The sequence below is a fragment of the Mesorhizobium loti genome, from assembly GCF_013170705.1.
Lineage (GTDB): Bacteria > Pseudomonadota > Alphaproteobacteria > Rhizobiales > Rhizobiaceae > Mesorhizobium > Mesorhizobium loti_D.
In genome coordinates, this window is the sequence record NZ_CP033334.1 from 5,676,516 (window position 1) to 5,699,702 (window position 23,187).

Here is a 23,187-nt window from a genome sequence, read left to right on the forward strand (position 1 = left end):
TTACGCGGCTCCATTGACGAAGGCCATGTCGGCCGGCGTCAGTTCGACATCGCGCAGTACCCGCATGACCGGAAAATCCTCTGTTTCGGTGGCCGTGATGGCCAGGTCGATCGTCACATCGAAGCGCTGGCGGAACGCGTCGATGATCTCGTCGACGATGATCTCCGGCGCCGATGCACCCGCCGACAGGCCAAGGGTCGAAATGTTGCCGATCTCATTCCACGGAATCTCGGCGGCGCGCTGCACGAGAAGCGACATCGTGGCGCCGGCACGCTCCGCGACCTCGACAAGGCGGCGCGAATTGGAGGAATTCGGGGCGCCGACGATCAGGTAGAGATCAGCCCCCGGCGCGGTGTCCTTGACCGCTTCCTGGCGATTGGTGGTGGCATAGCAGATCGATTCCGCCGCGGGCGCCTGAAGGTCGGGAAAACGGTCCCGCAGCGCACGGATGATGCCGGCGGTGTCCTCGACCGAAAGCGTGGTTTGGGTGACGAAGCCAAGCGCCTTCGGATCGGTCGGCACAAGCCTGGCCGCATCGGCCTCGGTCTCGATCAGCGTGACCGCGCCCTCGGGCAATTGCCCCATCGTGCCGATCACCTCTGGGTGTCCGGCATGGCCGATCAACAGTACATGGCGGCCAAGCCGCTGATGGCGCATCGCCTGTTTGTGGACTTTCGAGACCAGCGGACAGGTGGCGTCCAGATAGAACAGGTTGCGCGCCTGCGCGTCCGCCGGCACCGATTTGGGCACGCCGTGCGCCGAGAAGACGACCGGCGACTGCCGATGCTCGGGCGGGATTTCGGAAAGCTCCTCGATGAAGACGGCGCCAAGGCTCTGCAGTCCTTCGACGACGTAGCGGTTGTGCACGATCTCGTGGCGGACATAGACCGGCGCGCCATATTTCTTCAGCGCCAGCACGACGATCTGGATGGCACGGTCGACGCCGGCGCAGAAACCGCGAGGCTGGCAGAGCCGTATCGTCAGAGGAGGCTTGGCGATTGTCTGAAGCATTGAATCCTAGCCGGTTCGTCACCGCCGAAATGAGGTGCCTACCCCTGTTCTGTCAAGAGCGGGCCCTGTCAAGGGCATCTGTAGAAAAGGGGGCATCGGTAGAAAGGGGGCATCGGCAGAAAGGGGGCGGCGGTGGGGCGGCGGTGGAAAGGCGGCTCGCGCGTTCATTCCTCTTTCGCGGGACGGCGAAGCCGCAGGATGAGCACGGCTGCGAGTGCCGCGGCAAGCCCATACCAGGTGACAGCATATTGCAGGTGGCTGTTCGGCAGGTCGATGATGGTGACGCCTCCGATCGGCAGACCACCGGGATTCGGCGTCTTGTCGGCGTCGATGAAGATCGGCACCAGCGTGAACCCGGCCGGCAGGCCGGCGCTCGCCGCCATGACGTCGCGGTCCTTCCAATAGAAAATGTTCTTCGCCACGTCATTGTCGGGAAGCATCATCGACGGTTTCGCCGGCAGCGGATTGCGAGCGAGCCCGGTGATCGTGACCCTGCCCGTCACCTGCCCCTTGGCGCGCTTGGCTGCATCCTTGAGGTCGTAGGGGATGAAGCCGCGATTGACCAACACGAAGCGCCCGTCGTCGAGGGCCAACGGCGTGTAGACGTTGAAGCCGGCGTCACCTTCCCAGGTCGCGTAGAAATGGCGCTCGCCCGAATGCAGGAATGTGCCGGAGACCGTGACCGGCGTGTAGTCGACGTCGCCGGTCGAGGCGAATTCCTTCTCGACCTCGGCCAGCGGCACTGGCACCGAGTGGGTGCGTCGATCGATGGTCTGCAGAAGGCCTTCTTTCCAGTGCAGGCGCTGGACCTGCCAGGTGCCGAGCGCCAGAAGGATCAAAAGCAGCAGCAGGCCAAGGCCGAGCAGCAACGCCGATCGCGGCCGCGAACGGCCACGATCCTTGACGGAGGCCTCGCTCATTCGCCGTGGTCCAGCCGGCCTTCGGCCGCTTTGTTGGCGTATTGCAGGGTGAGCAGCACACCCTTGATCAGCCGCAGCGCCGTCAGGCACAGCACCAGGGCCAGCGGAATCCATATCAGCAGATGAAGCCAGAGCGGCGGGCTCAGCGTCACTTCGACCCAGAGAGCCAGGCCGACGATGATGAAGCCGATGATCAGGATGACGAAGACCGCCGGCCCGTCGCCCGCGTCGGCGAAGGAATAATCCAAGCCGCAATTGATGCAGCGCTTGCCGACGGTGAGGAACCCGGAAAATAACCGCCCCTCGCCGCAGCGTGGGCAGCGGCCATGCAGGCCGGCCGAAATCGGATCGATCGGAGGCCAGATCGCTTTGTCGTCATTCATGGTTATTTCTCGATCTCGATCGGTGTCCCATCGGTCACCATTGCCCAGATTTCGTCCATGTCGGAATCCGTAACGGCAATGCAGCCATCGGTCCAGTCGACCAATTGAAGCAGCCAGCCCCACCAGCCGAAGCCATTCGGCTGGCCATGGATCATGATCATGCCGCCGGAATCGGCATTGCGCGCCTTCGCGGCCGCCAGATCGTCGGCATTGGGATAGGAGATGTGGATCGACTTGTGCGCGATGCTGTCGGGGTTGCGCCAATCGAGAATATAGCGGCCCTCGGGCGTACGCTGATCGCCCTCCTTGCGTTTGTGGCCGAAGGGATTTCCACCGAGCGCGATGCCGTAGCTGCGCAGGACCTTGCCGTCACCGACCAGTTCGAGCCGCCGTTCCGCCTTGCGGACACGCACCAGATCGACCTTCTCAGCCGCAAGGACCGGGAATGCCAGGAGAATGAATGCGCAAATCGCCCAGGAAACTGTCCGCCGCATCGGCAACCGATCGGCGATCATTGCGCCGAAAAGAAGAAGGCGGCCCGTCGCCGTGGCCGCCTTCCAGAAATCCAAATGCTGAACGCCCGGATCAGTGGCCTTCGATCACCGCGCCGACCGATCCCCAGACGTAGATCGATGCAAACAGGAACAGCCAGACCACGTCGACGAAGTGCCAGTACCAGGCAGCAGCCTCGAAGCCGAAATGCTGCTTGGGGGTGAAGTCGCCCTTCATCGCCCGGATCAGGCAGACCAGCAGGAAGATGGTGCCGATGATGACATGGAAGCCGTGGAAGCCGGTCGCCATGAAGAAGGTCGCGCCGTAGATGGAATCCTTGAAGCCGAACGGAGCGTGCATGTACTCGTAGGCCTGCACCATGGTGAACAGCATGCCCAGGCCGACGGTCAGCACCAGGCCGTTGATCAGCCCCTTGCGATCGCCATGGATGAGCGAATGATGCGCCCAGGTGACCGTGGTGCCGGACAGGAGAAGGATAACAGTGTTATAGAGCGGCAGGTGGAAGGGATCGAGAACCTCCATGCCCTTGGGCGGCCAGACGCCACCAGTAAATGCCTTGCGCGCGTAGTTCTGTGCCTCTCCGGCAAAAAGGCTGGCATCGAAATAGGCCCAGAACCAGGCAACAAAGAACATCACCTCCGAGGCGATGAACATGATCATGCCATAGCGCAGATGCAGCGACACGACCCGCGTATGATGGCCCTCATGCGCTTCCTTGATCGTATCCGACCACCAGGCGAACATCGTGTAGAGCACGATCACCAGGCCGATGAAGAACAGCCACGGGTTGGCGATGTTGAAGCCGAATATCGGAAAAGAGCCGCCCTTCAGGTACTCCATGAGGCAGACACCGCCGAAGGCCATGACGAGCGCCCCGATCGAGCCCAGGAAGGGCCATGGGCTCGGGTCGACGAGATGATAGTCGTGATGTTTTGCGTGCGCGTCTGCCATATCAACCCCCGAGATTTGCTTCGGTATCTGAAACTGTCTTGCTGTTGCCCTTGGCCGGCTCCGAGGAGGCGACCGGCTTGTTCTTCTCGACCGGGAACATCGTGTAGGACAGCGTGATCGTCTTCACGTCCTTCAGTTCCGGCACATTCACGATGTCGGGGTCCACATAGAACAGGACCGGCATGTCCAGCGTCTCGCCGGGCTTCAGCGACGTATCGGTGAAGCAGAAGCACTCGACCTTGTTGAAGTAAGGACCCGCCAGTTCCGGCTGCACGTTGAAGGTGGCGCGGCCGGTAACGGGGCGATCGAACTTGTTCGTCGCCTGATAGTGCGCCTGCACTGTCTCGCCGATCTTCATGGTCATCGAGCGCTGGACCGGCTGGAACTCCCACGGCACGCCGGCAATATTGGCGTCGAAGCGGACGGTGATCTCGCGGTCGAGCACGCGGCCGGCATACTGCTTCTCGACACGTTGCGTCGTGCCGCCATAGCCGGTCGCCTGGCAGAACATCTTGTAGAGCGGCACGGCGGCATAGGCCATGCCGATCATGCCGGTGAAGAAGGCAAGGCAAACAGCAGCGACGATGCGGTTGCTGTTTTTGCCGGCCGTCTTTTTGGGCGTCTCGACGCTCATCACATCTTGCCCGACAAATTGTGGCCGAACTTCACGATCGTCGCGATGTAGAAAATGACGACCAGCACCGCCAGCGCCAGGCCTATGGCGATGGACCGGCTGCGCTGGGCCTTCCTCTGGCGATCGGTCAGGGTGACCGTCTCGAGCTTCTCCTCGACCATGATCATGCTCCACCCATGGCAAGCGCGCGTTCGACAACGCTGTCGGCCAAGTAGGCAGCGAAGATGGCGAAGAGATAAAGCAGCGAATAGGCAAACAGCGCCTTGGCCGGCTTCATGGCGCGGTCGTCGTCGGCCATGCCGAGCACCTTCCAGGCGTACCAGACAAAGCCGAGCCCGAGCAGTATGGCGGCCACGCCATAGAAGGGCGTGGTGTAGCCGAGCAGCCACGGCAGCACGCCAACAGGGGCCAGCACCAGCGCATAGGCGAAGATCTGACGGCGGGTCGACGCCTGGCCAGCGACATTGGGCATCATCGGGATGCCGGCGCGCTCGTAGTCCTCGGACTTGAACAGCGCGAGCGCCCAGAAATGCGGCGGCGTCCACAGGAAGATGATCAGGAACAGGATGATGCTTTCGAGGCTGACCGAGCCGGTCACCGCGGCCCAGCCTATGACTGGCGGGATCGCGCCGGCCGCGCCGCCGATGACGATGTTCTGCGGCGTCCAGCGCTTCAGCCACATCGTGTAGACGACGGCGTAGAAGAAGATGGTGAAGGCCAGCAGCGTCGCCGACAGCCAGTTGACCAGCACGCCGAGCGTCATCACCGAAAGCACCGAGAGCACCAGGCCGAAGCTCAGCGCCTCGTGCGGCTGGATCCGGCCGGACGGCACTGGACGGCTGGCCGTCCTGGTCATGACCGCGTCGATGTCGGCGTCGTACCACATGTTGAGCGCGCCAGAGGCGCCAGCACCGATGGCGATCGAAAGGATGGCGATCACCGCCAGCAGGGGATTGATCGTCACGGGTGCGGCGACCAGCCCGACGAAGGCTGTGAACACCACCAGCGACATGACGCGCGGCTTCAGCAGGGCGAAGAAATCGCCCGCCGTCGCTTCCGACATGCGGAAGCCCGCTTCGTCAATGCTGGTTTCGTCGACTAGGGCCATGCGTACTCAGTCCATCATTCCGTTGGCCAAAACCGCCGGCGGGCCGGCGGTTCTGTATCAGGCGGGAGCCGCCTTACTTGATCTTCGGCAGTTGCTCCCACTGGTGGAAAGGCGGCGGCGAAGGCAGCTGCCATTCGAGCGTGGTGGCGCCCTCACCCCATGGGTTGGCACCGGCGATTCGCTTCTTCTGGAAGGCTTCGAACACGCCGTAGAGGAAGATCGCCACGCCGACGGCCGAGATGTAGGAGCCGATCGACGACACATAGTTCCAGCCGGCAAACGCGTCCGGATAGTCGATGGTGCGGCGCGGCATGCCGGCCAGGCCAAGGAAATGCTGCGGGAAGAAGATCAGGTTCACGCCGACGAAGGTGACCCAGAAGTGGGTGTTTGCGATGACGGGCGAATACATGTAGCCGGTCATCTTCGGGAACCAGTAGTACCAGCCGGCGAAGATCGCGAACACCGCGCCCAGCGACAGCACGTAGTGGAAGTGGGCGATGACGAAATACGTGTCATGCAGCGAGCGGTCGAGACCGGCATTGGCCAGCTGGACGCCGGTGACGCCACCGATGGTGAACAGGAAGATGAAGCCCAGCGCCCACAGCATCGGCGTCTTGAAGGAGATCGATCCACCCCACATCGTTGCGATCCAGGAGAAGATCTTCACGCCCGTCGGCACCGCGATGACCATGGTGGCGAAGACGAAGTAGCGCTGGGTGTCGAGCGACAGGCCGGTCGTATACATGTGGTGCGCCCACACGATGAAGCCGACGGCGCCGATCGCGACCATGGCGTAGGCCATGCCGAGATAGCCGAACACCGGCTTCCTCGAGAAGGTCGAGACGATATGGCTGATGATACCGAAGCCCGGCAGGATCAGGATGTACACTTCCGGATGGCCGAAGAACCAGAACAGGTGCTGGAACAGCAGCGGGTCGCCGCCGCCATCAGGCGCGAAGAAGGTGGTGCCGAAATTGCGGTCTGTGAGCAGCATGGTGATGCCGCCGGCGAGCACCGGCAGGGACAACAGCAGCAGGAAGGCGGTGACCAGCACCGACCAGGCGAACAGCGGCATCTTGTGCAGCGTCATGCCCGGAGCGCGCATGTTGAAGATGGTGGTGATGAAGTTGATGGCACCGAGGATCGACGAGGCACCGGCGATGTGGATCGACAGGATGGCCAGATCCATGGCCGGCCCGGGCTGACCCGAGGTCGAAAGCGGCGGATAGAGCGTCCAGCCGCCGCCGACACCGTAGGCGCCCGGCGCGCTCGGCACGAACATCGAGGTGAGCAGCAGGATGAAGGCCGGCGGCAACAGCCAGAAGGAGATGTTGTTCATGCGCGGGAAAGCCATGTCGGGAGCGCCGATCATGATCGGCACCATCCAGTTGGCGAAGCCGCCAATCAGGGCCGGCATGACCATGAAGAAGATCATGATCAGCGCGTGCGCGGTGGCAAAGGCATTGTACATGCTCTTGCCGCCATCGATCGCGGCGTCACCGTTCATGCCGTAGACCATCTGCGCCAGGCCGCTGAATATCTGGATGCCGGGCTCCTGCAGCTCCATGCGGATGGCAACCGACAGGGCACCGCCGATGATGCCGGCCATGATCGCGAAGATCAGGTAGAGCGTACCGATGTCCTTGTGGTTGGTCGAATAAACCCAGCGCACCCAACCGTGATAAGGCTTGTGGTCGTGCCCGTCGTGAGCTGCAGCGTCTGCCATGTTCCGCTCCGTTCCCTAAATCTTGCTAACCCGCGGCATCAATTGCCGGCGGCCGCTACCTTGTTCTGGCCTTCGACCTCGGCCATGAGCGTCTTGTTGGCGCCGGGCAGGTCGGTCTTGGCTGCCGCCAGCCAGGTCTTGAACTGCGCATCCGAGACGACACGAATGGCGATCGGCATGAAGGCGTGGTCCTTGCCGCAAAGCTGCGAACACTGGCCATAATAGAGGCCTTCCTTCTCGGCCTTGAACCAGGTCTCGTTGGTGCGTCCCGGAATGGCGTCGATCTTGATGCCGAAGGACGGCATGGCGAAGGAGTGGATCACGTCGGTCGCGGTGACAAGCACGCGCGTCATCGTGTTGACCGGCACCACCAACTCGTTGTCGACGGCGAGCAGGCGCGGATAGACCTTGCGATCCTCCTTGCCCGCCTTGGCGCGATCGCCATCCTGGAGGATGGCCGAATTGAAGGAAAGCGTGTTGTCGGTCTGGTACTCGTAGTCCCAGTTCCACTGGTTGCCGGTCGCCTTGACGGTCAGCTTGGCTTCTTCCGGCGGCGTGTACTGCGCGGTCAAGAGCTGGAACGAGGGAATGGCGAGGCAGAGCAGGACCACGACCGGGCCAACGGTCCAGATCACCTCGATCAGCGTGTTGTGGCTGGTCTTGGAGGGGACCGGATTTGCGCTCGCGCGGAATTTCACGATGCAGTAGGCGAGAAGAAGCAGCACCAGAATGGTGATCGGGACGATGAACCACATCGTGTAGTTTCCGAACCACTCGATCTGCCGCATCATATCGGTCGCCGGCGCCTGGAAGGTCGTCTCCCACGCCACGGGCTGATCGGCATGGGCGGATGTGCCGGCAAAAATCGTGGCAGCGGCACAAGCACCCAGAAACTTGGCACTTGCTAGAAACCTGGCGCCAGCTCGGAAATTTCTCATCGCCCTCTTCGTCTCCCAGTTCCTCGCGGCTGCGCCAACGAGAATAACGAACAATGCCGGGACGGGAATCCCGACAGTCTCAAGGTGGTTCAAACCATACTCTTTTTCCCTCCGCAAGAAAGGAGCGGACGAAACTGTGCGGCATTTTTGCGCGCAAGCTGGCGCGGCTCTTCCGTGGCGGCGGCCGCAGCGGCGAATCGCGTATGCTCGGGCGGGTCGCCCGCCTCATGCGGGCGGAGTGCGCGAAGCGTCGTAATTCAGGCAAGATTGGCGGTAAAAAGCGCTGTATTGCCTGTTTCGGGACAGTTCGGACGCGGTCTCGTCCTTTACTTGGCATTGGCGCGGCTTAAAGTGCCGTGATTCGCAATGGAGCCGTCATGAACTCTTGGCTTTCGAGACTGAGGCACACGAGACCGGGGCTTTCGACAGCCCTGGCGAAGGTCATGTTTCTCGCCGTCCTGTCCACAGCCGGTCTGTTCGTCGCGAGTGAGGCCGATGCGGCCCAGCCGAGCGGCACGGTGCGCTCGACGCATGGCGCGTGGTCGATCATCTGCGACACGCCCGCAGGCGCGACCTCCGAGCAATGTGTCATGATGCAGAATGTCGTTGCCGAGGACCGTCCGGAGATGGGCCTGTCGGTGGTCGTGCTGCGCACCGCCGACAACAAGGCCGAGATCCTGCGCGTGCTGGCGCCGCTCGGCGTGCTGTTGCCCAACGGTCTCGGCCTCAACGTCGACGGCAAGGATATCGGCCGCGCCTATTTCGTGCGCTGCTTCCAGGACGGCTGCTACGCCGAGGTCATCCTGGAAAAGCCGCTCCTAGACACGCTGAAGACCGGCACGTCGGCGACGTTCATCGTCTTCCAGACGCCTGAAGAAGGCATAGGCATCCCTGTCGATCTCAAGGGATTTGCCGAGGGTTTCGCCGCCCTTCCCTGACCCCGTCCTTCGGAAACCCGGATGCTGACGCGGCTTTCGTGATCGGAAGCGGGGCTTGCATCAACCGGCCGCCGCCCATTCGTCGACACCGATCTTCATTGCCGATTGTGCGGGGGCGGCTTCGCGCCTACATCGGGGGAAAGCAATCTTCCCACGGGTGCACGCCATGAACAGCCTGATCGGCCAATTCGACATGTCAGACGATCGTATCAAGCAGATCGTTGCCGACACCATAAACGGCGCCGACGACGGCGAACTGTTTCTCGAATACAGCGAGAGCGAAGCGCTGATGTTCGACAATGGCCGGTTGAAGACCGCCAACTTCAACACCGACCAGGGCTTTGGCCTGCGCGCGGTCGCCGGTGAGGCCAGTGGCTACGCTCATTCGAGCGACCTCTCCGAGGCCTCGCTGCTGCGCGCGGCCGCTGCCGTTGCGACCGTCAAGGGCGGCTATTCCGGTACGCTTGCCACGCCGCCCGCCCGCACCAACCGCCATCTCTACGGCGACGAGAACCCGATCCCCTCGCCTTCCTTCGAGGCCAAGGCAAAGCTGTTGCAGGAAATCGACGCCTGGCTGCGCGCCGAGGATCCGCGCGTGCGCCAGGTGACGGCCTCGCTCGCCGCGTCCTGGCAGCATGTCGAGATCGTACGCGCGGACGGTCAGGTGGTGCGCGATATCAGGCCGCTGGTCCGCATCAACGTCTCGGTCGTGGTTGGCGACGGCGACCGCCAGGAAAGCGGCTCCTACGGCATGGGTGGACGCAAGGCCTTTGGCGAATTCCTGATCGAGGACAGCTGGAAGCATGCCGCCAAGGAAGCGCTCCGTCAGGCGCTGGTCAATCTCGAGGCCATTCCCGCCCCGGCCGGTACCTTCGACATCGTGCTGTCCAGCGGCTGGCCGGGCGTCATGCTGCACGAAGCCGTCGGGCACGGGCTGGAAGGCGACTTCAACCGCAAGAAGACTTCGGCCTTCGCCGGCCTTTTGGGCCAGCAGGTCGCCGCCAAGGGCGTCACCGTGGTTGATGACGGCACAATCCCGGAGCGGCGTGGCTCGCTCACCGTCGACGACGAAGGGACGCCGTCGGCCCGCAACGTGCTGATCGAGGACGGCAAGCTGGTCGGCTACATGCAGGACAGGCAGAATGCCCGGCTGATGGGCATGAAGGCCACCGGCAACGGAAGGCGCGAGGGCTACGCGCACCAGCCGATGCCGCGCATGACCAATACCTACATGACTTCTGGTGACATGGAGCCGGACGAGATCATCGCCTCGGTCAAGAACGGCATCTATGCCGTCTCCTTCGGCGGCGGCCAGGTCGACATCACTTCGGGCAAATTCGTGTTCGGCTGCACCGAGGCCTACATGATCGAGAACGGCAAGGTAACGCAGCCGATCAAGGGGGCGATGCTGATCGGCAACGGGCCGGATGCCATGCACCGCGTCTCGATGGTCGGCAACGACATGAAGCTCGACAATGGCATCGGCATGTGCGGCAAGGCCGGACAGGGCGTGCCGGTCGGCGTCGGCCAGCCGCATCTCAGGATGAACCAGATGACGGTTGGCGGCACAAGGGTTTGAGGCCTTGGAGCCGTTTCGGTAACATCATCGGCCAAAGTGATGTTTCCGGATGCAGGCGGCCCGGCCATGCCCAGATCAAGGATCGTCATCCTGACAGGTGCCGGCATTTCGGCGGAATCGGGCGTCGCGACCTTTCGCGATCCCGATGGTGTCTGGACGAAATGCAACCTCGAAGACGTTGCGACGCCGGAAGGTTTTGCCCGCGATCCCGTCAAGGTGCAGGACTTCTACAACATGCGCCGGCGACAAATGGACAGCGTCGAGCCGAACGTGGCCCATGCGGCACTGGCCAGGCTGGAGCGCGAAATCCGAGGCGACGTCCTCCTCGTCACCCAGAATATCGACGATCTGCATGAGCGCGCCGGCTCGCGAAACTTGATCCATATGCATGGAGAGCTCGGCCGCGCGCTTTGCCAGGACTGTGGCGGAAGCAGCGCCTGGGCCGGCGACATCGCTATTCAGTCCGGATGTCCAGCCTGCGGTGCGAAGGGACGGTTGCGGCCCGACGTGGTCTGGTTCGGCGAGATGCCTTACCGCATGGAAGAGATCGGCGAGGCGTTGACGCGTTGCGACCTGTTCGTGGCGATCGGAACGAGCGGCAACGTCTACCCGGCCGCGGGTTTTGTCGAGGAGGCGCGCGCCGCCGGCGCCTTGACGATCGAACTCAACCTGAAATGCGCCGGCTAGGCCTCCCGCTTCGACGACCAGATGGAAGGACCGGCGACGCAAGTGGTGCCTGCCTTCGTCGAACGTATTCTCTCGGCGGCGGGCTGACGCAGACGTTTTCCGGCCTGAATCCTGGCCGGCACCTTGAAGTGAACACAATCCAAGTTAGGAAATTGTTAAGTGTTTAACTGCCTGGGCTGCATTTGCGCACGAACGCAGCACCAGTTCCCTCGTTGCGGTGGTGGTTTTGGCAATGCGGCATTCCTCCGTCCTGACCTCGTCTATCCTGCTTGGCTTCGTTTCGTTGATCGGTGCGACGTCGCTGCAAGTCAGCCCGGCGGCGGCGCAGTCGACCTTGTTCAAGCGAATATCGACGCGCCCATCCACGGATGGGTCACTCTCCGCCGCCGTTGGCGGCTCCACCAGCGTCCCCTACGGTTGGCTCGATTTCTGCCATCGCCGACCAAAAGAGTGCAAGGTGCCCGCTCTCCCGGCCGCCAGCGTCAAGCTGACCGCGCAGAACCTGCGCACCCTCAAGCGGATAAACCAGAAGGCGAACAGGTCCATCAAACCCGTCAGCAATTTCGACCACTGGGGCACGATGACGGACCACTGGGATTACCCGGTTGACGGCAAGGGCGACTGCAAGATCTACGCACTCTACAAGCGCAAGCTTCTTCAGGAGGCTGGATTTCCCCGGCAGGCGCTGCTGATGACAGTGGTGCACGACCTTGACAATGAAGGCCACACTATCCTGACGGTGAAAACCGACAAAGGCGATCTGGTCCTCGACAATCTGGTCGACGAAATCAGGCCCTGGAACGCAACAGGCTACTATTTCCTGAAACGGCAGTCGCAGCAGAACCCGAATGTCTGGGTGTCGATCAACCAGCGAGGTGGCACGCCGAAGGCCATCACGAATGTTGCCAAACTCGTGAACTGAACGGCCTGGCGATCCAGCCATTCAGGCGTTTGGTGGGTTTCATCCGCCCTTGATCTGGCCCAGGCGAACAGATCTCAGACGGAAACCCGGTTCACATTTTCCGGAATTGCCGCCAGCCTTGCTGGCAGGCTGGCGGCGAAACCTTCACCCGCGAAGGCGGCTGATCAGCCGGCCTTGCCGCCGTTCTTCTTGCAGTCGGCCCGGAACTTTTCACGGGCCTTGCCGTGCAGTTTCTGGGCGTCGGCGAGCGCGGAACACTGCTTCGAAATCGCGGTTTTTTCAGGCGTCATGGCAGTCGTCTTTGCCTTCTTCGCGGGGGCGGCCGTTGTGGTGGCCGGCGCCGTCGTGGTCGCCGCCGTCGTCGCTGCCGCGGCAGTTCCCGTCGCAATGAACCCGGCCAAAGCGATGGACGTCAGAACGCTTGCAATCCTCATTGTGGTCACTCCCTTGAGCGCCCCCGGCATTGACTGGTAACAGCGAGCCGAGGCACTGCGCAATCTTGGCCGTGGCCAACCACGCAGTTGTGATGTGATCGCAGGTCGCCGCCGCGGCCCGCCATGTTTTGCCGCCGGCCGGCAAAGCCGACTCACCCCACACCATGCGACCAGCAACGCGCTTCAAGCCTTTGTCTTATGCATGTCCCGACCCAAGCGGATCACCTCTTGGGGGGACATGCGCTATTTCTTGCAAGCGGGCTCATTGGGATGCCCGCAAGACGGCTTCCTGGCAGCTGGCGGCTGCGGCGGCCTTGGCTGTGCCTGCCGCTGCACCTGCTGCTTCGGCTGGGCGTGGAACTCTGGCCTCTGCGGCCTGGGCTGCATCTGCTGCCTCGGCTGGGCGTGGAACTCTGGCCTCTGCGGCCTGGGCTGCACCTGCACCTTCAGCTGCGGGTTGCCGTTGTTGGCCTTGAATTTCTGCTGGACATTGCCGCCAGTGTTGCCGTTGACAGGCAACTTGCGGAATTTGGGAGCCTTGCCATCGCCCTTGAGCCCATTGCCTTGCCCATTGGCCTGGGCGTTCGTCTGGCCGCCGCCCTGATTGTGAAGTTTCCTGAACTTGCCGTTAGGCGGATTCTGGCCTGAATTCTGGCCATTGAGCGCCGATGGGTTGTTCGCTCGATTCGCCGCAGGCGTGCCGTTGACGCCCGGGATCTTGCGGAGCTTCTTGCCGGTACCGTTCTGGCCCTGCCCATTGCCCTGGCCATTGGTCCCGTTTTGCCCATTCACCACCGGGTTGCCGGTCACGGCGGCGTTTCCACCTGCCGTGACCTGCTTGTTCAAGAGCTTCCTGGACTTGTTGTTGGGCAGGTTCTGTCCATTCAGCACCGGCTTGCCATTGACGAGCGGCAGGGTCTTGCCGTCAGCGCCGGGCAAGGCATGACCTGTCAGCTTGTCGGCAGGCAATGTCTTCGACAACGGCCTGGCACCACCCGGCTGTTGGCCACCCTGCCCCGGCTTCAGCGGCAGGCCGCCGGGGTTCTGTTTGGACAGCACGGTTTCCTTTTTCTGCAGGAAAGCCGGCAACGCCACCTTGGTCGCCAGGGCGGCAGCACCCAGGCCCACGGCGCCAGCAGTCAGCTTCTGGCCGGTGGTGAGGCCACCGCCCTGGTTGTTGGTCTCGTTGATCGTCGTGTTGTTGATGATCGTGGTGTTGTGGATGTTGTTGAAGATGACGTCGTTCGGCGGCGGGAAGATGTCATGCGGCGGGTTCACCCAGGCAGGCACCGGCACAAAGACAGGCGTCGGCAGCACGAAGATCCCGACCGGCGGCGGGGGTGGCGGCAATTCGATGAAGTCGCGCGGCCGCGGCGGCAGGAAGATCACCGCCACGGGCGGCGGTGGATCGAAGTCAAATTCCGGATCGTCGAAATAGAGCACGGGCCGGTCGACATAGACGATCTCTTCCGGCGGTGGCGGCGGCACGTCATAGTCATAGACCACGAAATTCTGCGGCGGCTCCAGGGCGGCGTCGAAATGCTCGAGCCTGCGGCGGGCGTCCCAGGCATGGGGGCCATGCGGATAGCGATCGAGATAGGACCAGTAGGCTTCGGGCGTGTCCCTGAGCCAGGTCTGGCGCCAGGTGATCGCCTCGCGCCGCGCCGCCAGGATCGCGCGCACGCGCTTGGCCATCGGATCATGCGGATAAGCAACGATGAAATCTTCGTAGCCGCGCATCGTGTCGCGATCGAGAGCCGCTATGTAGGCATCACGCGCATCGAAATCGCGTATCTCCTTGGTCCGGTTGGTACGCACCTCGGCGGCGGAGACCTGCGGCGCCGGAGCATCCGGGCCGCGATCGAAGAAGACAAAGGGATCGGTGATCTTGGAGGCATTCCAAGGCACCTCCGCGCCATCAGTCACTTCATTGACCCGCAGCCGTGTGCGGTCAAACACATCGCCCAGCTGCAGGCCACCATCCCTGATCATCTCGGCAAGCGCCTGGGCATAGGCCCCATACGGCCCCTTGCCTTCCGGCGCGACGGTGCCCGGGGCTGCGTTGAAGGCGATCAGCATGTTCGGGTCGGGATCGACCAGTGCGAGGCCACCGGCCAGCGGCTGGTTCGACTTGGCGAAAGAATTTGGCCGCGCGGCGTCGAGCACGACGATGTTGACCTTCGTCGGCAGCGCGGCGAGAGGCTTTGTAAGGTCGGAAATCCGCACCGCTGCCATCGGCACGTCAGCCGCATTGGCGATCTCGGCATCGACGGGCGCGAAATAATTCTCACCTTCGAACTGCAATCCCTGCCCGGCCAGATAAACAAATACCACCGCGTCGGGGCCGGCTGCGGTCACCTTGGCGAGGAAATCGCGATAAGCGCCACGCAGCGATTCCTGGTCGACGTCGCGCGCGCCGACCACGTCGAACCCGGCCGCCTGCAATGTCTGGGCGATCAAGCCCGCATCATTGGCAGGCGTCGTCAGCGCGCTGGCGGGATAGGCGGCATTGCCGATGACGAAGGCTAGGCGCTTTTCGCCTTGCGCCAGCGCCCCGGCCGTAGAGCCGAATGCCAGAATGGAGAGAGCGAGGAAGAAGGCGAGGAATTTCAAGACCGTCCGCATTGCGATCATCCGGCAGGTGAGAGTGACGATGCTTCCGCCCCAGAGCCCAGACTAGGCTTGCGCAAAAAGGCAGCTTTGCGGCGTTAATCCGACGTCTTTCGGTATCGCGCGGTCGGATTGCCCGGTTTCAACGAAACGTGATCATCGTCCGGCTCAGCCGCGCCTTTTCCTCGGCTTTTCCAGCAGGGCGACCGCCTCGACATGCGGCGACCACAGGAACTGGTCGATCGGCGTCACGCTTTTCAAGGTGTAGCCGCCGTCGACGAGGATGCGCAGGTCGCGAGCAAGCGTCACCGGGTTGCAGGACACCGCGGCAACGAATGGAACATCCGAGCGGGCGATCTGCTTCGACTGGTCCTCGGCACCCGCTCGCGGCGGATCGAAGACAAGGCCGTCAAAGGCGTTCAACTCCTTGAAGGTCAAGGGTCGGCGGAACAGGTCGCGGCGTTCGCCCGTCACCCGCTTGATGCCAGTCGCGAAGCGCGATCCCCGGTCGAGCGCCGAAAGTGCCGCCGCATCGCCCTCCACGGCATGGACTTCCGACCTCGCCGCGAGCCGGAGCGCAAAGCTGCCACAGCCTGCGAAAAGGTCGGCGATCTTCTTGGCGCGCTTCAGATGTCCGCCGACAATCTCGGCCATCGTCTGCTCGGCTGCTTCGGTTGCCTGCAGGAAGGCACCCGGCGGCACGGCGACCGCGACGCTGCCGAACATCACCACGGGCTTCCTCGGTTCGATGATGATCTCGTCATCGATGGACAGCCTGGCAAAGCCTTGCGCAAGGACAAAATTGGACGCGATGCGGCGCTGGTGTTCGCCGAGCTTGCCGGAGTCATGCACCGCGACATCGAGGCCGGAACCGGTCACGGTGACCGCCATCCGGAAAGATTTGGTGGTGGCGCATATCAAGTCAGCGAGCGCCTTCAACTGGCCAAGCGCTCCGACGATTTCAGGCAGCGAGATCGGACATTCCGATATGGAAATGATTTCAGGCGACAGATGGCGATTGAAGCCGAGCAGCGTGCCTGTATCGGTGCGGCGCGCGGCGAGCACGACACGGCGTCGCGTCCGCGGCGCGCAGGCAACCAGCGCGTCGATGTCGCACTCGATGCCCTTGCCCTTCAGGGCGTGCACCACCTTCTCGCGTTTCCACTGGCGATAGGCTTCGGCCTCGAAATGCTGAAGGGCACAGCCGCCGCACTCCGTGAAATGGCGGCAGGCGGGCTCGATGCGCAGTGGCGAAGCCTCCAGCACCGCCATCAACGTGGCGCGATCCCGCTCGCGCGCGGCGGTGACGGTCTCCCCGGGCAGCGTAAAGGGAATGAACAGATCGCCGCCTTCGGTCTCTGCAATGCCGTCGCCCTGGGCGCCAAGCTTTTTGATGGTAAAGCGCGCGCTCATCGATCCTTGATCCCACCGAGCAGGAATTCGCGATTGCCGTCGCCGCCTTCGATTGGCGACAGATGCAGGCCGAGCGAGCGCCAGCCGGGCACGGTGTCCAGCCAATCCTGCAGCAGGCCCGCGACCCGGGCGGCATCGAAGGGGTCTTTCAAGAGGCCGCCCTTGCCGATCGCCTCGCGACCCGCCTCGAATTGCGGCTTGACCAGAAAGATCCCGGCGGCACCGGGCTTCGCAATGGCGAGCGCCGGCGGCAACGCCAACTTCAGCGAGATAAAGCTGACGTCGGAGACGATGAAACCTGGAACACGGCCGGCAAGGTCAGCGATGGTGATATCGCGGGCGTTCAGCCCTTCGACGACCGTCACCCGCGGGTCCTTGCCAATATCAGGATGTATCTGGCCATGACCCACATCGATTGCCGTGACATGGGCGGCGCCGCGTTCGAGCAGCACCTGGGTGAACCCGCCGGTCGAGGCGCCGATGTCGAGCGCTTCGCGGCCGGCTGGGTCGAGGCTGAAGTGGTCGAGCCCGCCGATCAGCTTCAGTGCCGCGCGCGAGACATAGCCTTGCGCCGGATCATCGATGGCAACAAGGCATTGCGGCGAAACGTTCTGACCGGGCTTGCGGGCAATGGAGCCATCGACCGTCACCGTGCCACGCTCGACCGCGTCGCGGGCACGCGAGCGGCTGGCAAACAGTCCGCGCTGGACGAGCAGGTCGTCGAGCCGCTGGCGGGTGCTGGCTGGCAGAGGCGAGTTCATCGGCCTTCATGGCGAAAGCCGGCGGCGAAGGCAAGGACATTGGACCGAACAAGGAAAGAGCGGCGAGCGCATCAGGCCGCGCCGCGGCTTGCACGCATCGCATCGGGTTCGGCAAAATGGTAATCGAGGAGGAGAACCTCCATCGTCGGAACCCGGGGACAAAGAATGCTGACGGGAACCTGCCACTGTGGCGCAACCCACTGGACCCTTGAGGGCGATCCGGGGCCGATCACCGCCTGCAACTGCACGCTTTGCCGCCGCTATGGCGTGCTCTGGGCCTATGACTATGCCGATGAGCGCATTCGCGTCGCGGGGCCGATGGCTAGTTACACGCGCGCCGGAAAGGATACGCCTTCGCTCGAAATCCTGTTCTGCCCGACTTGCGCCTGCGTGCTCGCCTGGCGCGGCCTGCGCGCCGATGCCTCCGGTCGAACGCGTATCGCCGTCAATGTGCGGCTGGCGCCGCTCGAGGCCGTGGCCGATCTGCCGATCGACCATTTCGATGGTCTTGACACTTTCGACGACCTGCCGCGCGATGGCCGCTGCGTGCGCGACATGTGGTTCTAGAAGATAGTGCGCGACACCTGGCGCTCGACGGCAGGAGACAAGCCGTCGTGCCGATCCCCTGAAGCTTGCTCCCGTGGAGGCTCAGCCGCACCCGCACCCGCGGACGCAGGCGCTGGTTCCGACACGACCACCAATTGCGGCACCTGCTTATAGGAGAAGCCGCCTCTGAGATCGCCCATTTTGCTCGCGACGATGCCCATCGCCGCCTTTTCGAGATTGCGGTCATAACGCGTCTCGGCGGCGGCGGGTGTCGCGATGATGGCTAAAAGTGCCACGCCGCACAAAAGCGTCTTCATTGTTATTGTCTCCCTGCCTGACGTCGATCTAGCAGGGCGCCATTGAAAAACGGCCAAGAGACACGGTAAGCAAAGCGCCAAACAGCAGCGTAAACAATGCGTTAATAAATCAAGCCGGCAAACTGATTCAAGCGCTTGAGGTTTTGATTCAGGCGCGCTGGGCCCGGGCCGTATGCCCGAGCGCGGTGAAAACGGTGCGCACGATGCCGGCGGCATCGAGGCCGGCATCGGCATACATTTTTTCCGGCTTGGCGTGATCTGCGAACACGTCAGGCAGCACCAGCGGGCGCACCTTCAGGCCGCTTTCCAGCAGTCCTTCGTGGGCGAGGAACTGCAGCACATGGCTGGCGAAGCCGCCAATGGCGCCCTCCTCCACCGTCACCAGAACCTCGTGCGAACGGGCCAGCCGCCGGATCAGATCCTCGTCGAGCGGCTTGGCGAAGCGGGCATCGGCGACGGTGGTGGAAAGCCCGGCCGCGCCGAGTTCCTCGGCAGCCATCAGGCAGTCTTGCAAGCGCGTGCCGAAGGACAGCAGCGCCACCTTTGTGCCTTCCCTGACGATGCGGCCCTTGCCGAGTTCGAGAACCGAGCCGCGCTCCGGCATGTCGACGCCGACACCGTTGCCGCGCGGATAGCGGAAGGCGATCGGGCCATCATCATAGCTTGCCGCGGTGCGCACCATGTGGCGCAGCTCCGCTTCGTCGGCGGCGGCCATCACGACAAAGCCCGGCAGGCTTGCCAGGAAAGTGGTGTCGAAGGCACCGCAATGGGTGGCGCCATCGGCACCGACGAAGCCGGCGCGGTCGATGGGAAAACGAACCGGCAGTTTCTGGATCGCGACGTCGTGGACGACCTGGTCGTAGGCGCGCTGAAGGAAGGTCGAATAGATCGCCGCGAACGGCTTGTAGCCTTCGGTCGCCAGGCCCGCCGCGAAGGTGACCGCATGCTGTTCGGCGATGCCGACATCGAAGGTCCTTGACGGGAACACTTCGCCGAACAGGTCCAGCCCCGTGCCGCTCGGCATGGCGGCGGTGACCGCGACGATGCGATCGTCCTCGCGCGCCTCCTGGATCAGGCTTTCGGCGAACACCTTGGTGTAGGCCGGTGCGTTGGCCGGCGCCTTGGCCTGCGCGCCGGTGATGACGTCAAACTTGTTGACGCCGTGATATTTGTCGGCGGCGGCTTCCGCCGGTGCGTAGCCCTTGCCCTTCTGGGTGACGACATGGATCAGCACCGGGCCTTCGCCATTGTCGCGGACGTTTTTCAGGACCGGGATCAGATGCTCGAGATTATGGCCGTCGATCGGGCCGATATGGTAGAAGCCGAGTTCCTCGAACAAGGTGCCGCCGGTGACGTAACCGCGCGCATGCTCGACCGCCCTTGTAATGGCACGATCGGCGCGCTTGCCGAGATAGGACGTCAGTTTCTTGCCGAAGTCGCGCAGGCCGGCATAGGCCTTGCCCGAGGCCAGCCGCGCCAGATAGGCGCTCATCGCGCCGGTCGGCGGTGCGATCGACATGTCGTTGTCGTTGAGGATGACGATGAGACGGGCGTCGAGCGCACCGGCATTGTTCATCGCCTCATAGGCCATGCCGGCCGACATGGCGCCGTCGCCGATGACGGCTATGACGTTGTTGCGGCCACCGGAGAGGTCGCGCGCCGCGGCCATGCCGAGGCCCGCCGATATCGATGTCGAGGAATGGGCGGCGCCGAAGGGATCGTATTCGCTCTCGGCGCGGCGGGTGAAGCCGGACAGGCCGCCTTCTTGGCGCAGCGTGCGGATGCGATCGCGGCGGCCGGTCAGGATCTTGTGCGGATAGGCCTGATGGCCGACATCCCAGATCAGCCGGTCGTCCGGGGTGTTGAAGACATAGTGCAGCGCGACCGTCAGTTCGACCACGCCAAGGCCGGCGCCAAGATGGCCACCGGTGCGGGACACCGCGTCGACCAGTTCGAGACGGAGTTCTGATGCCAGTTGCGGCAGTTCGCTCTCGTCAAGCGCACGCAAATCCGCCGGAATGCGGACCTTGTCGAGAAGCGGCGTATGCGGCGTTGCGTTCACGGGAGTTCGGGCTTTCTGTTCAACGGCGGGATAGGCCGCCGGCCTGCGAAAGTAAATGCGTGTCGGTGACGCGGATCAAGCAGGTCCCCTCGCCGATTTTCCTCAGTTCTCCGGCAGCGGAATAAACTCTTTCTCGTCTCCAGGAACGATATCGAAGCGGCCCGTCTTCCATTCCTGCTTGGCCTGTTCGATGCGCTCCTTGGAGGAGGAGACGAAATTCCACCAGATGTAGCGCTGCGAGCCGAGCGAGGCGCCGCCGAACAGCATGAAATGCGCGCCGGTGTGCGACGACACGATGATCTCGTCGCCGGGCCGGAACACCAGCAGGCGTTCAGCCGGGAAGACGTCACCCGAAATCGTGACCTCGCCTTCCAGTGTGTAGATGGCGCGCTCCTCCGCATCGGCCGGGATCTTTATGCTGGCGCCGGCCGCCAGCCTGAGGTCGGCGTAGAGCGTGTCGGCGTCGGCCCGTACCGGGGAACGCAGTCCCTGGAAGTCACCGATCACAACGCGGCCCGTGACGCCTTCGGCATCGATCTCGGGCAGCCGCAAGGCAGCGGTGTTCTCGAATACGGGCGCCACTTCCTCCTTGCCGTCCGGCAATGCCAGCCATGTCTGCAGGCCGGAGATCGACATCGGCGCGCCGCGCAATTCCTCGGGCGTACGCTCGGAGTGGACGATGCCTCGGCCTGCGGTCATCAGGTTCACGTCACCCGGCTGGATGACCATTTCGGTACCGAGCGAATCGCGATGCCTGATCTTGCCGTCGAACAGATAGGTAACCGTCGACAGGCCGATATGCGGATGCGGACGGACGTCGAGCGCCTGGCCTGCACGCAGGATCGCCGGCCCCATGCGATCGAAGAAGATGAACGGCCCGACCAGCCGCCTCCTGGCGGTCGGCAGAGCGCGACGGACCTCGAAGCCGCCAATGTCCTTGGCGTTCGGGATGACCATCAGTTCGATCTGGTCGCTGGCAAAGGCGTCGCCGGCTTCAGGGTCTTTCCCCGGGAAGAAGCTCATGAACTCTCCTTATCAGCGTTCGGCAACCGCCTTGGCGGCATCAGGCAAAGCGGATCGCCGCTTTTGCCCGCAGTTTGGCGGCCACTTCTTCGCGGTTGCGCGGATGCTGGTTGGTTTCGAGCGAATCGAGAAGTTCGCGCGCCGATGCCGCAATGGCCTCCACGGCGTGGTCGAACGCATGCTGGTTCTGTTTCGAGGGCCGCGTCGTTCCGCTCAGCTTGCGGACAAATTGAAGGGCTGCGTCGCGCACTTCGTCATTGGTTGCCGGCGGATCAAAATTGAACAGGGTCTTGATGTTTCTGCACATCGCTTCCGTATCTCCTCTTGTCCTGGAGCTGTTTCAATCGGGACGAGTTTCAATCATGATCGTGTCCAAAAACCGGTGAGGCAAGACCATGGTTCGCGGCCAGGCCTCAGTCCGCGTCGAGCGGCTCTGTTCCCACCGGCTTGCCATCGCGCGATAGCCTGATCTTCTCGACCTTGTCCTCGGCCGCCTTCAGCAGCCGGTCGCAATGCGCCTTCAGGGCCTCGCCGCGCTCATAGATCCGGATCGACTGATCGAGCGGCACGTCGCCACGCTCCAGATCATCGACGATCTTCTCCAGCGCGTCGAGTGCCTGTTCGAAGCTCATCGCCTTGACGTCTTCGTTGGTCTCAGCAGCCATCATTCATCCTTTCATCAGTCGCCCGACATGGGCGGCGACCGAAAATGCCAGTCCCTGCAGATCGTAACCGCCCTCGAGCAGGCTGACGAGCCGGTTGCCGCTGTGGCGGGCAGCGCGCTGCATCAGCTGGCCGGTCGCCCAGTCGAAATCGTCCTCGGTCAGGTTGATCTCGGCCAGCGGATCACGGTGATGCGCGTCGAAACCGGCCGAAATAATGATGAGGTCGGGCGCGAAATTGTCGAGCGCCGGCAGGACGCGCGACAGGAAGGCATCGCGAAACACCTCGCTGCCGGTCCGCGGCGCCAATGGTGCATTGACGATGTTGCCGGCGCCGGTCTCGCTCTTTGCGCCAGTGCCAGGATAAAGCGGCATCTGGTGCGTCGAGCAATAGAGCACCGAGGGATCGTCCCAGAAAATATCCTGCGTGCCATTGCCGTGGTGCACATCCCAGTCGACGACGGCGACACGCTCGACGCCGTGCTTCTTCTGCGCATAGCGGGCCGCGATCGCCGCCGTGTTGAAGAAGCAAAAGCCCATTGCCGTGGTCTTTTCGGCATGGTGGCCGGGTGGCCGGGCGGCGACGAAGACATTGTCGGCGCGGCCTGCGAAGACGTCGTCGACGGCGGCGTTGGCGGCGCCGATCGCGGTTATCACCGCCTGCCAGCTCTTCGGGCTGGCGGTGGTGTCGGCATCGATGCGGGCAATGCCCTCGTCGGGGATGGCGGCGCGCACGCGCGCGACGAAATCGGCCGGATGCGCGTAAAGGATGGTGGCCTCGTCGCCTTCCGGCGCCTTGACGCGGTCAAGCTCGGCAAAGGCTTCGTCGTCAAGCACGCGCTCGATGGCGCGCAAGCGGTCCGGCCGCTCGGGGTGACCGGGGGGCGTGATGTGTTCAAGGAAGATCGGATGCGTGTAGAGACGAGTGGCCATCGTCCCTATCTAGTGCCCCAACGCCGCGATGGCCATGCGTCGCGGCCCAATGGCTGGGGAAAATCGCTTCTGCGTCCATTGGCGTCGCTGCGGGGCTTGGCGCCGCGGACGCTTCG

At 63.3% G+C, this 23,187-nt stretch carries 26 protein-coding genes; 6 read left to right on the forward strand and 20 right to left on the reverse strand.

Annotated features, from left to right (window positions below):
* The 10 genes from ispH to coxB all read right to left on the reverse strand — a co-directional run bounded on the left by ispH (window position 1) and on the right by coxB (window position 8,301).
* Window positions 1-1,011, reverse strand: a complete 1,011-nt coding sequence (ispH, locus tag EB815_RS27930) for a 4-hydroxy-3-methylbut-2-enyl diphosphate reductase (RefSeq protein ID WP_056563945.1) — start codon at window positions 1,009-1,011, stop codon at window positions 1-3.
* Window positions 1,012-1,175: 164 nt separating this feature from the next.
* A complete protein-coding gene (locus tag EB815_RS27935; protein WP_056563948.1) occupies window positions 1,176-1,931 on the reverse strand; it encodes an SURF1 family protein in 756 nt (251 codons plus the stop codon).
* Window positions 1,928-2,314 carry a DUF983 domain-containing protein gene (locus tag EB815_RS27940; RefSeq protein ID WP_056563950.1) on the reverse strand — a complete coding sequence of 129 codons (387 nt, stop codon included), beginning with the start codon at window positions 2,312-2,314 and terminating at the stop codon, window positions 1,928-1,930. Before EB815_RS27940 ends, EB815_RS27935 begins: the two co-directional genes overlap by 4 nt.
* 2 nt (window positions 2,315-2,316) lie before the next feature.
* Entirely contained in the window at window positions 2,317-2,808 is a 492-nt protein-coding gene (locus EB815_RS27945; protein WP_056565625.1) for a L,D-transpeptidase family protein, read from the reverse strand.
* A gap of 91 nt (window positions 2,809-2,899) precedes the next feature.
* On the reverse strand, window positions 2,900-3,778 hold the full coding sequence (locus EB815_RS27950) for a cytochrome c oxidase subunit 3 (protein WP_056563953.1): 879 nt from the start codon (window positions 3,776-3,778) through the stop codon (window positions 2,900-2,902).
* Window position 3,779: 1 nt separating this feature from the next.
* Window positions 3,780-4,412, reverse strand: coding sequence for a cytochrome c oxidase assembly protein (locus EB815_RS27955; protein WP_056563955.1), 633 nt, complete (start codon window positions 4,410-4,412; stop codon window positions 3,780-3,782).
* The gene (locus tag EB815_RS27960) at window positions 4,412-4,573 is read right to left on the reverse strand and encodes a hypothetical protein (protein WP_081294770.1); all 162 of its coding nucleotides are present in this window, start codon (window positions 4,571-4,573) and stop codon (window positions 4,412-4,414) included. The genes EB815_RS27955 and EB815_RS27960 overlap by 1 nt, the downstream gene beginning before the upstream one ends.
* Window positions 4,574-4,575: 2 nt before the next feature.
* Window positions 4,576-5,520, reverse strand: coding sequence for a heme o synthase (locus EB815_RS27965; protein WP_056563961.1), 945 nt, complete (start codon window positions 5,518-5,520; stop codon window positions 4,576-4,578).
* Window positions 5,521-5,593: 73 nt separating this feature from the next.
* Window positions 5,594-7,246: a cytochrome c oxidase subunit I gene (gene ctaD, locus EB815_RS27970; RefSeq protein WP_056563964.1), complete on the reverse strand. Its 1,653-nt coding sequence runs from the start codon at window positions 7,244-7,246 to the stop codon at window positions 5,594-5,596.
* Between the two features lie 38 nt (window positions 7,247-7,284).
* Window positions 7,285-8,301, reverse strand: coding sequence for a cytochrome c oxidase subunit II (coxB, locus tag EB815_RS27975; RefSeq protein WP_056563967.1), 1,017 nt, complete (start codon window positions 8,299-8,301; stop codon window positions 7,285-7,287).
* 260 nt (window positions 8,302-8,561) lie between these two features.
* Here coxB and EB815_RS27980 point away from each other — a divergent pair, with 260 nt between their 5' ends.
* The 4 genes from EB815_RS27980 (at window position 8,562) to EB815_RS27995 (ending at window position 12,310) form a co-directional block, all read left to right on the forward strand.
* Complete coding sequence (locus tag EB815_RS27980) at window positions 8,562-9,122, forward strand: invasion associated locus B family protein (RefSeq protein WP_056563969.1); 561 nt, start codon at window positions 8,562-8,564, stop codon at window positions 9,120-9,122.
* 166 nt (window positions 9,123-9,288) lie between these two features.
* The gene (gene tldD / locus EB815_RS27985; protein ID WP_056563972.1) at window positions 9,289-10,701 is read left to right on the forward strand and encodes a metalloprotease TldD; all 1,413 of its coding nucleotides are present in this window, start codon (window positions 9,289-9,291) and stop codon (window positions 10,699-10,701) included.
* A 66-nt stretch (window positions 10,702-10,767) separates the two neighbouring features.
* Window positions 10,768-11,388 carry an NAD-dependent deacylase gene (locus EB815_RS27990; protein WP_320411991.1) on the forward strand — a complete coding sequence of 207 codons (621 nt, stop codon included), beginning with the start codon at window positions 10,768-10,770 and terminating at the stop codon, window positions 11,386-11,388.
* 232 nt (window positions 11,389-11,620) lie between these two features.
* Window positions 11,621-12,310 (forward strand): transglutaminase-like cysteine peptidase, encoded by a 690-nt coding sequence (locus tag EB815_RS27995; RefSeq protein WP_056563974.1) that lies wholly within the window; start codon window positions 11,621-11,623, stop codon window positions 12,308-12,310.
* Between the two features lie 164 nt (window positions 12,311-12,474).
* Here EB815_RS27995 and EB815_RS34015 read toward each other — a convergent pair whose 3' ends face one another.
* Entirely contained in the window at window positions 12,475-12,600 is a 126-nt protein-coding gene (locus EB815_RS34015; protein ID WP_274534531.1) for a hypothetical protein, read from the reverse strand.
* On the opposite strand from EB815_RS34015, the gene EB815_RS33690 reads away from it, so the two are divergent.
* Window positions 12,599-12,784 (forward strand): hypothetical protein, encoded by a 186-nt coding sequence (locus tag EB815_RS33690; RefSeq protein WP_244493899.1) that lies wholly within the window; start codon window positions 12,599-12,601, stop codon window positions 12,782-12,784. The two genes, EB815_RS34015 and EB815_RS33690, sit on opposite strands and share 2 nt — an antisense overlap.
* Before the next feature lie 203 nt (window positions 12,785-12,987).
* On the opposite strand, the gene EB815_RS28005 is transcribed toward EB815_RS33690, so the two are convergent.
* The 3 genes from EB815_RS28005 to EB815_RS28015 all read right to left on the reverse strand — a co-directional run bounded on the left by EB815_RS28005 (window position 12,988) and on the right by EB815_RS28015 (window position 17,528).
* Window positions 12,988-15,378: a caspase family protein gene (locus EB815_RS28005; protein ID WP_056563979.1), complete on the reverse strand. Its 2,391-nt coding sequence runs from the start codon at window positions 15,376-15,378 to the stop codon at window positions 12,988-12,990.
* A 144-nt stretch (window positions 15,379-15,522) separates the two neighbouring features.
* Complete coding sequence (locus tag EB815_RS28010) at window positions 15,523-16,767, reverse strand: class I SAM-dependent RNA methyltransferase (RefSeq protein ID WP_056563981.1); 1,245 nt, start codon at window positions 16,765-16,767, stop codon at window positions 15,523-15,525.
* On the reverse strand, window positions 16,764-17,528 hold the full coding sequence (locus EB815_RS28015; RefSeq protein WP_056563984.1) for a TlyA family RNA methyltransferase: 765 nt from the start codon (window positions 17,526-17,528) through the stop codon (window positions 16,764-16,766). Before EB815_RS28015 ends, EB815_RS28010 begins: the two co-directional genes overlap by 4 nt.
* 165 nt (window positions 17,529-17,693) lie before the next feature.
* Here EB815_RS28015 and EB815_RS28020 point away from each other — a divergent pair, with 165 nt between their 5' ends.
* Complete coding sequence (locus EB815_RS28020) at window positions 17,694-18,095, forward strand: GFA family protein (RefSeq protein WP_056563987.1); 402 nt, start codon at window positions 17,694-17,696, stop codon at window positions 18,093-18,095.
* On the opposite strand, the gene EB815_RS28025 is transcribed toward EB815_RS28020, so the two are convergent.
* From EB815_RS28025 to EB815_RS28050, 6 genes are all read right to left on the reverse strand, one after another.
* Complete coding sequence (locus EB815_RS28025) at window positions 18,092-18,391, reverse strand: hypothetical protein (protein WP_056563990.1); 300 nt, start codon at window positions 18,389-18,391, stop codon at window positions 18,092-18,094. The two genes, EB815_RS28020 and EB815_RS28025, sit on opposite strands and share 4 nt — an antisense overlap.
* Window positions 18,392-18,539: 148 nt before the next feature.
* Complete coding sequence (dxs, locus tag EB815_RS28030; protein WP_056563993.1) at window positions 18,540-20,453, reverse strand: 1-deoxy-D-xylulose-5-phosphate synthase; 1,914 nt, start codon at window positions 20,451-20,453, stop codon at window positions 18,540-18,542.
* Between the two features lie 102 nt (window positions 20,454-20,555).
* Window positions 20,556-21,476 (reverse strand): pirin family protein, encoded by a 921-nt coding sequence (locus EB815_RS28035; RefSeq protein ID WP_056563996.1) that lies wholly within the window; start codon window positions 21,474-21,476, stop codon window positions 20,556-20,558.
* 40 nt (window positions 21,477-21,516) lie between these two features.
* Window positions 21,517-21,783 (reverse strand): DUF2277 domain-containing protein, encoded by a 267-nt coding sequence (locus EB815_RS28040; RefSeq protein WP_010914875.1) that lies wholly within the window; start codon window positions 21,781-21,783, stop codon window positions 21,517-21,519.
* A 106-nt stretch (window positions 21,784-21,889) separates the two neighbouring features.
* Window positions 21,890-22,141 (reverse strand): exodeoxyribonuclease VII small subunit, encoded by a 252-nt coding sequence (locus EB815_RS28045; protein WP_056565628.1) that lies wholly within the window; start codon window positions 22,139-22,141, stop codon window positions 21,890-21,892.
* Window positions 22,142-22,144: 3 nt separating this feature from the next.
* A complete protein-coding gene (locus EB815_RS28050; RefSeq protein ID WP_056563999.1) occupies window positions 22,145-23,071 on the reverse strand; it encodes a histone deacetylase family protein in 927 nt (308 codons plus the stop codon).
* Between the last annotated feature and the right edge of the window lie 116 nt (window positions 23,072-23,187).

Bases quoted from the DNA above. Each gene is read 5' to 3' on its own strand.
- EB815_RS34015 (WP_274534531.1), bottom strand. From the start codon at position 12,600: ATGACGCCTGAAAAAACCGCGATTTCGAAGCAGTGTTCCGCGCTCGCC.
- EB815_RS27965 (WP_056563961.1), bottom strand. From the start codon at position 5,520: ATGGCCCTAGTCGACGAAACCAGCATTGACGAAGCGGGCTTCCGCATG.
- EB815_RS28040 (WP_010914875.1), bottom strand. From the start codon at position 21,783: ATGTGCAGAAACATCAAGACCCTGTTCAATTTTGATCCGCCGGCAACC.
- EB815_RS28020 (WP_056563987.1), top strand. From the start codon at position 17,694: ATGCTGACGGGAACCTGCCACTGTGGCGCAACCCACTGGACCCTTGAG.
- EB815_RS27960 (WP_081294770.1), bottom strand. From the start codon at position 4,573: ATGGTCGAGGAGAAGCTCGAGACGGTCACCCTGACCGATCGCCAGAGG.
- EB815_RS27940 (WP_056563950.1), bottom strand. From the start codon at position 2,314: ATGAATGACGACAAAGCGATCTGGCCTCCGATCGATCCGATTTCGGCC.
- EB815_RS28005 (WP_056563979.1), bottom strand. From the start codon at position 15,378: ATGATCGCAATGCGGACGGTCTTGAAATTCCTCGCCTTCTTCCTCGCT.
- EB815_RS27990 (WP_320411991.1), top strand. From the start codon at position 10,768: ATGCCCAGATCAAGGATCGTCATCCTGACAGGTGCCGGCATTTCGGCG.
- EB815_RS28050 (WP_056563999.1), bottom strand. From the start codon at position 23,071: ATGGCCACTCGTCTCTACACGCATCCGATCTTCCTTGAACACATCACG.
- EB815_RS28035 (WP_056563996.1), bottom strand. From the start codon at position 21,476: ATGAGCTTCTTCCCGGGGAAAGACCCTGAAGCCGGCGACGCCTTTGCC.
- EB815_RS27995 (WP_056563974.1), top strand. From the start codon at position 11,621: ATGCGGCATTCCTCCGTCCTGACCTCGTCTATCCTGCTTGGCTTCGTT.
- ispH (WP_056563945.1), bottom strand. From the start codon at position 1,011: ATGCTTCAGACAATCGCCAAGCCTCCTCTGACGATACGGCTCTGCCAG.
- tldD (WP_056563972.1), top strand. From the start codon at position 9,289: ATGAACAGCCTGATCGGCCAATTCGACATGTCAGACGATCGTATCAAG.
- EB815_RS33690 (WP_244493899.1), top strand. From the start codon at position 12,599: ATGGCAGTCGTCTTTGCCTTCTTCGCGGGGGCGGCCGTTGTGGTGGCC.
- EB815_RS27935 (WP_056563948.1), bottom strand. From the start codon at position 1,931: ATGAGCGAGGCCTCCGTCAAGGATCGTGGCCGTTCGCGGCCGCGATCG.
- ctaD (WP_056563964.1), bottom strand. From the start codon at position 7,246: ATGGCAGACGCTGCAGCTCACGACGGGCACGACCACAAGCCTTATCAC.
- EB815_RS27945 (WP_056565625.1), bottom strand. From the start codon at position 2,808: ATGCGGCGGACAGTTTCCTGGGCGATTTGCGCATTCATTCTCCTGGCA.
- EB815_RS27955 (WP_056563955.1), bottom strand. From the start codon at position 4,412: ATGAGCGTCGAGACGCCCAAAAAGACGGCCGGCAAAAACAGCAACCGC.
- EB815_RS28045 (WP_056565628.1), bottom strand. From the start codon at position 22,141: ATGGCTGCTGAGACCAACGAAGACGTCAAGGCGATGAGCTTCGAACAG.
- EB815_RS27980 (WP_056563969.1), top strand. From the start codon at position 8,562: ATGAACTCTTGGCTTTCGAGACTGAGGCACACGAGACCGGGGCTTTCG.
- EB815_RS28025 (WP_056563990.1), bottom strand. From the start codon at position 18,391: ATGAAGACGCTTTTGTGCGGCGTGGCACTTTTAGCCATCATCGCGACA.
- EB815_RS27950 (WP_056563953.1), bottom strand. From the start codon at position 3,778: ATGGCAGACGCGCACGCAAAACATCACGACTATCATCTCGTCGACCCG.
- EB815_RS28015 (WP_056563984.1), bottom strand. From the start codon at position 17,528: ATGAACTCGCCTCTGCCAGCCAGCACCCGCCAGCGGCTCGACGACCTG.
- EB815_RS28010 (WP_056563981.1), bottom strand. From the start codon at position 16,767: ATGAGCGCGCGCTTTACCATCAAAAAGCTTGGCGCCCAGGGCGACGGC.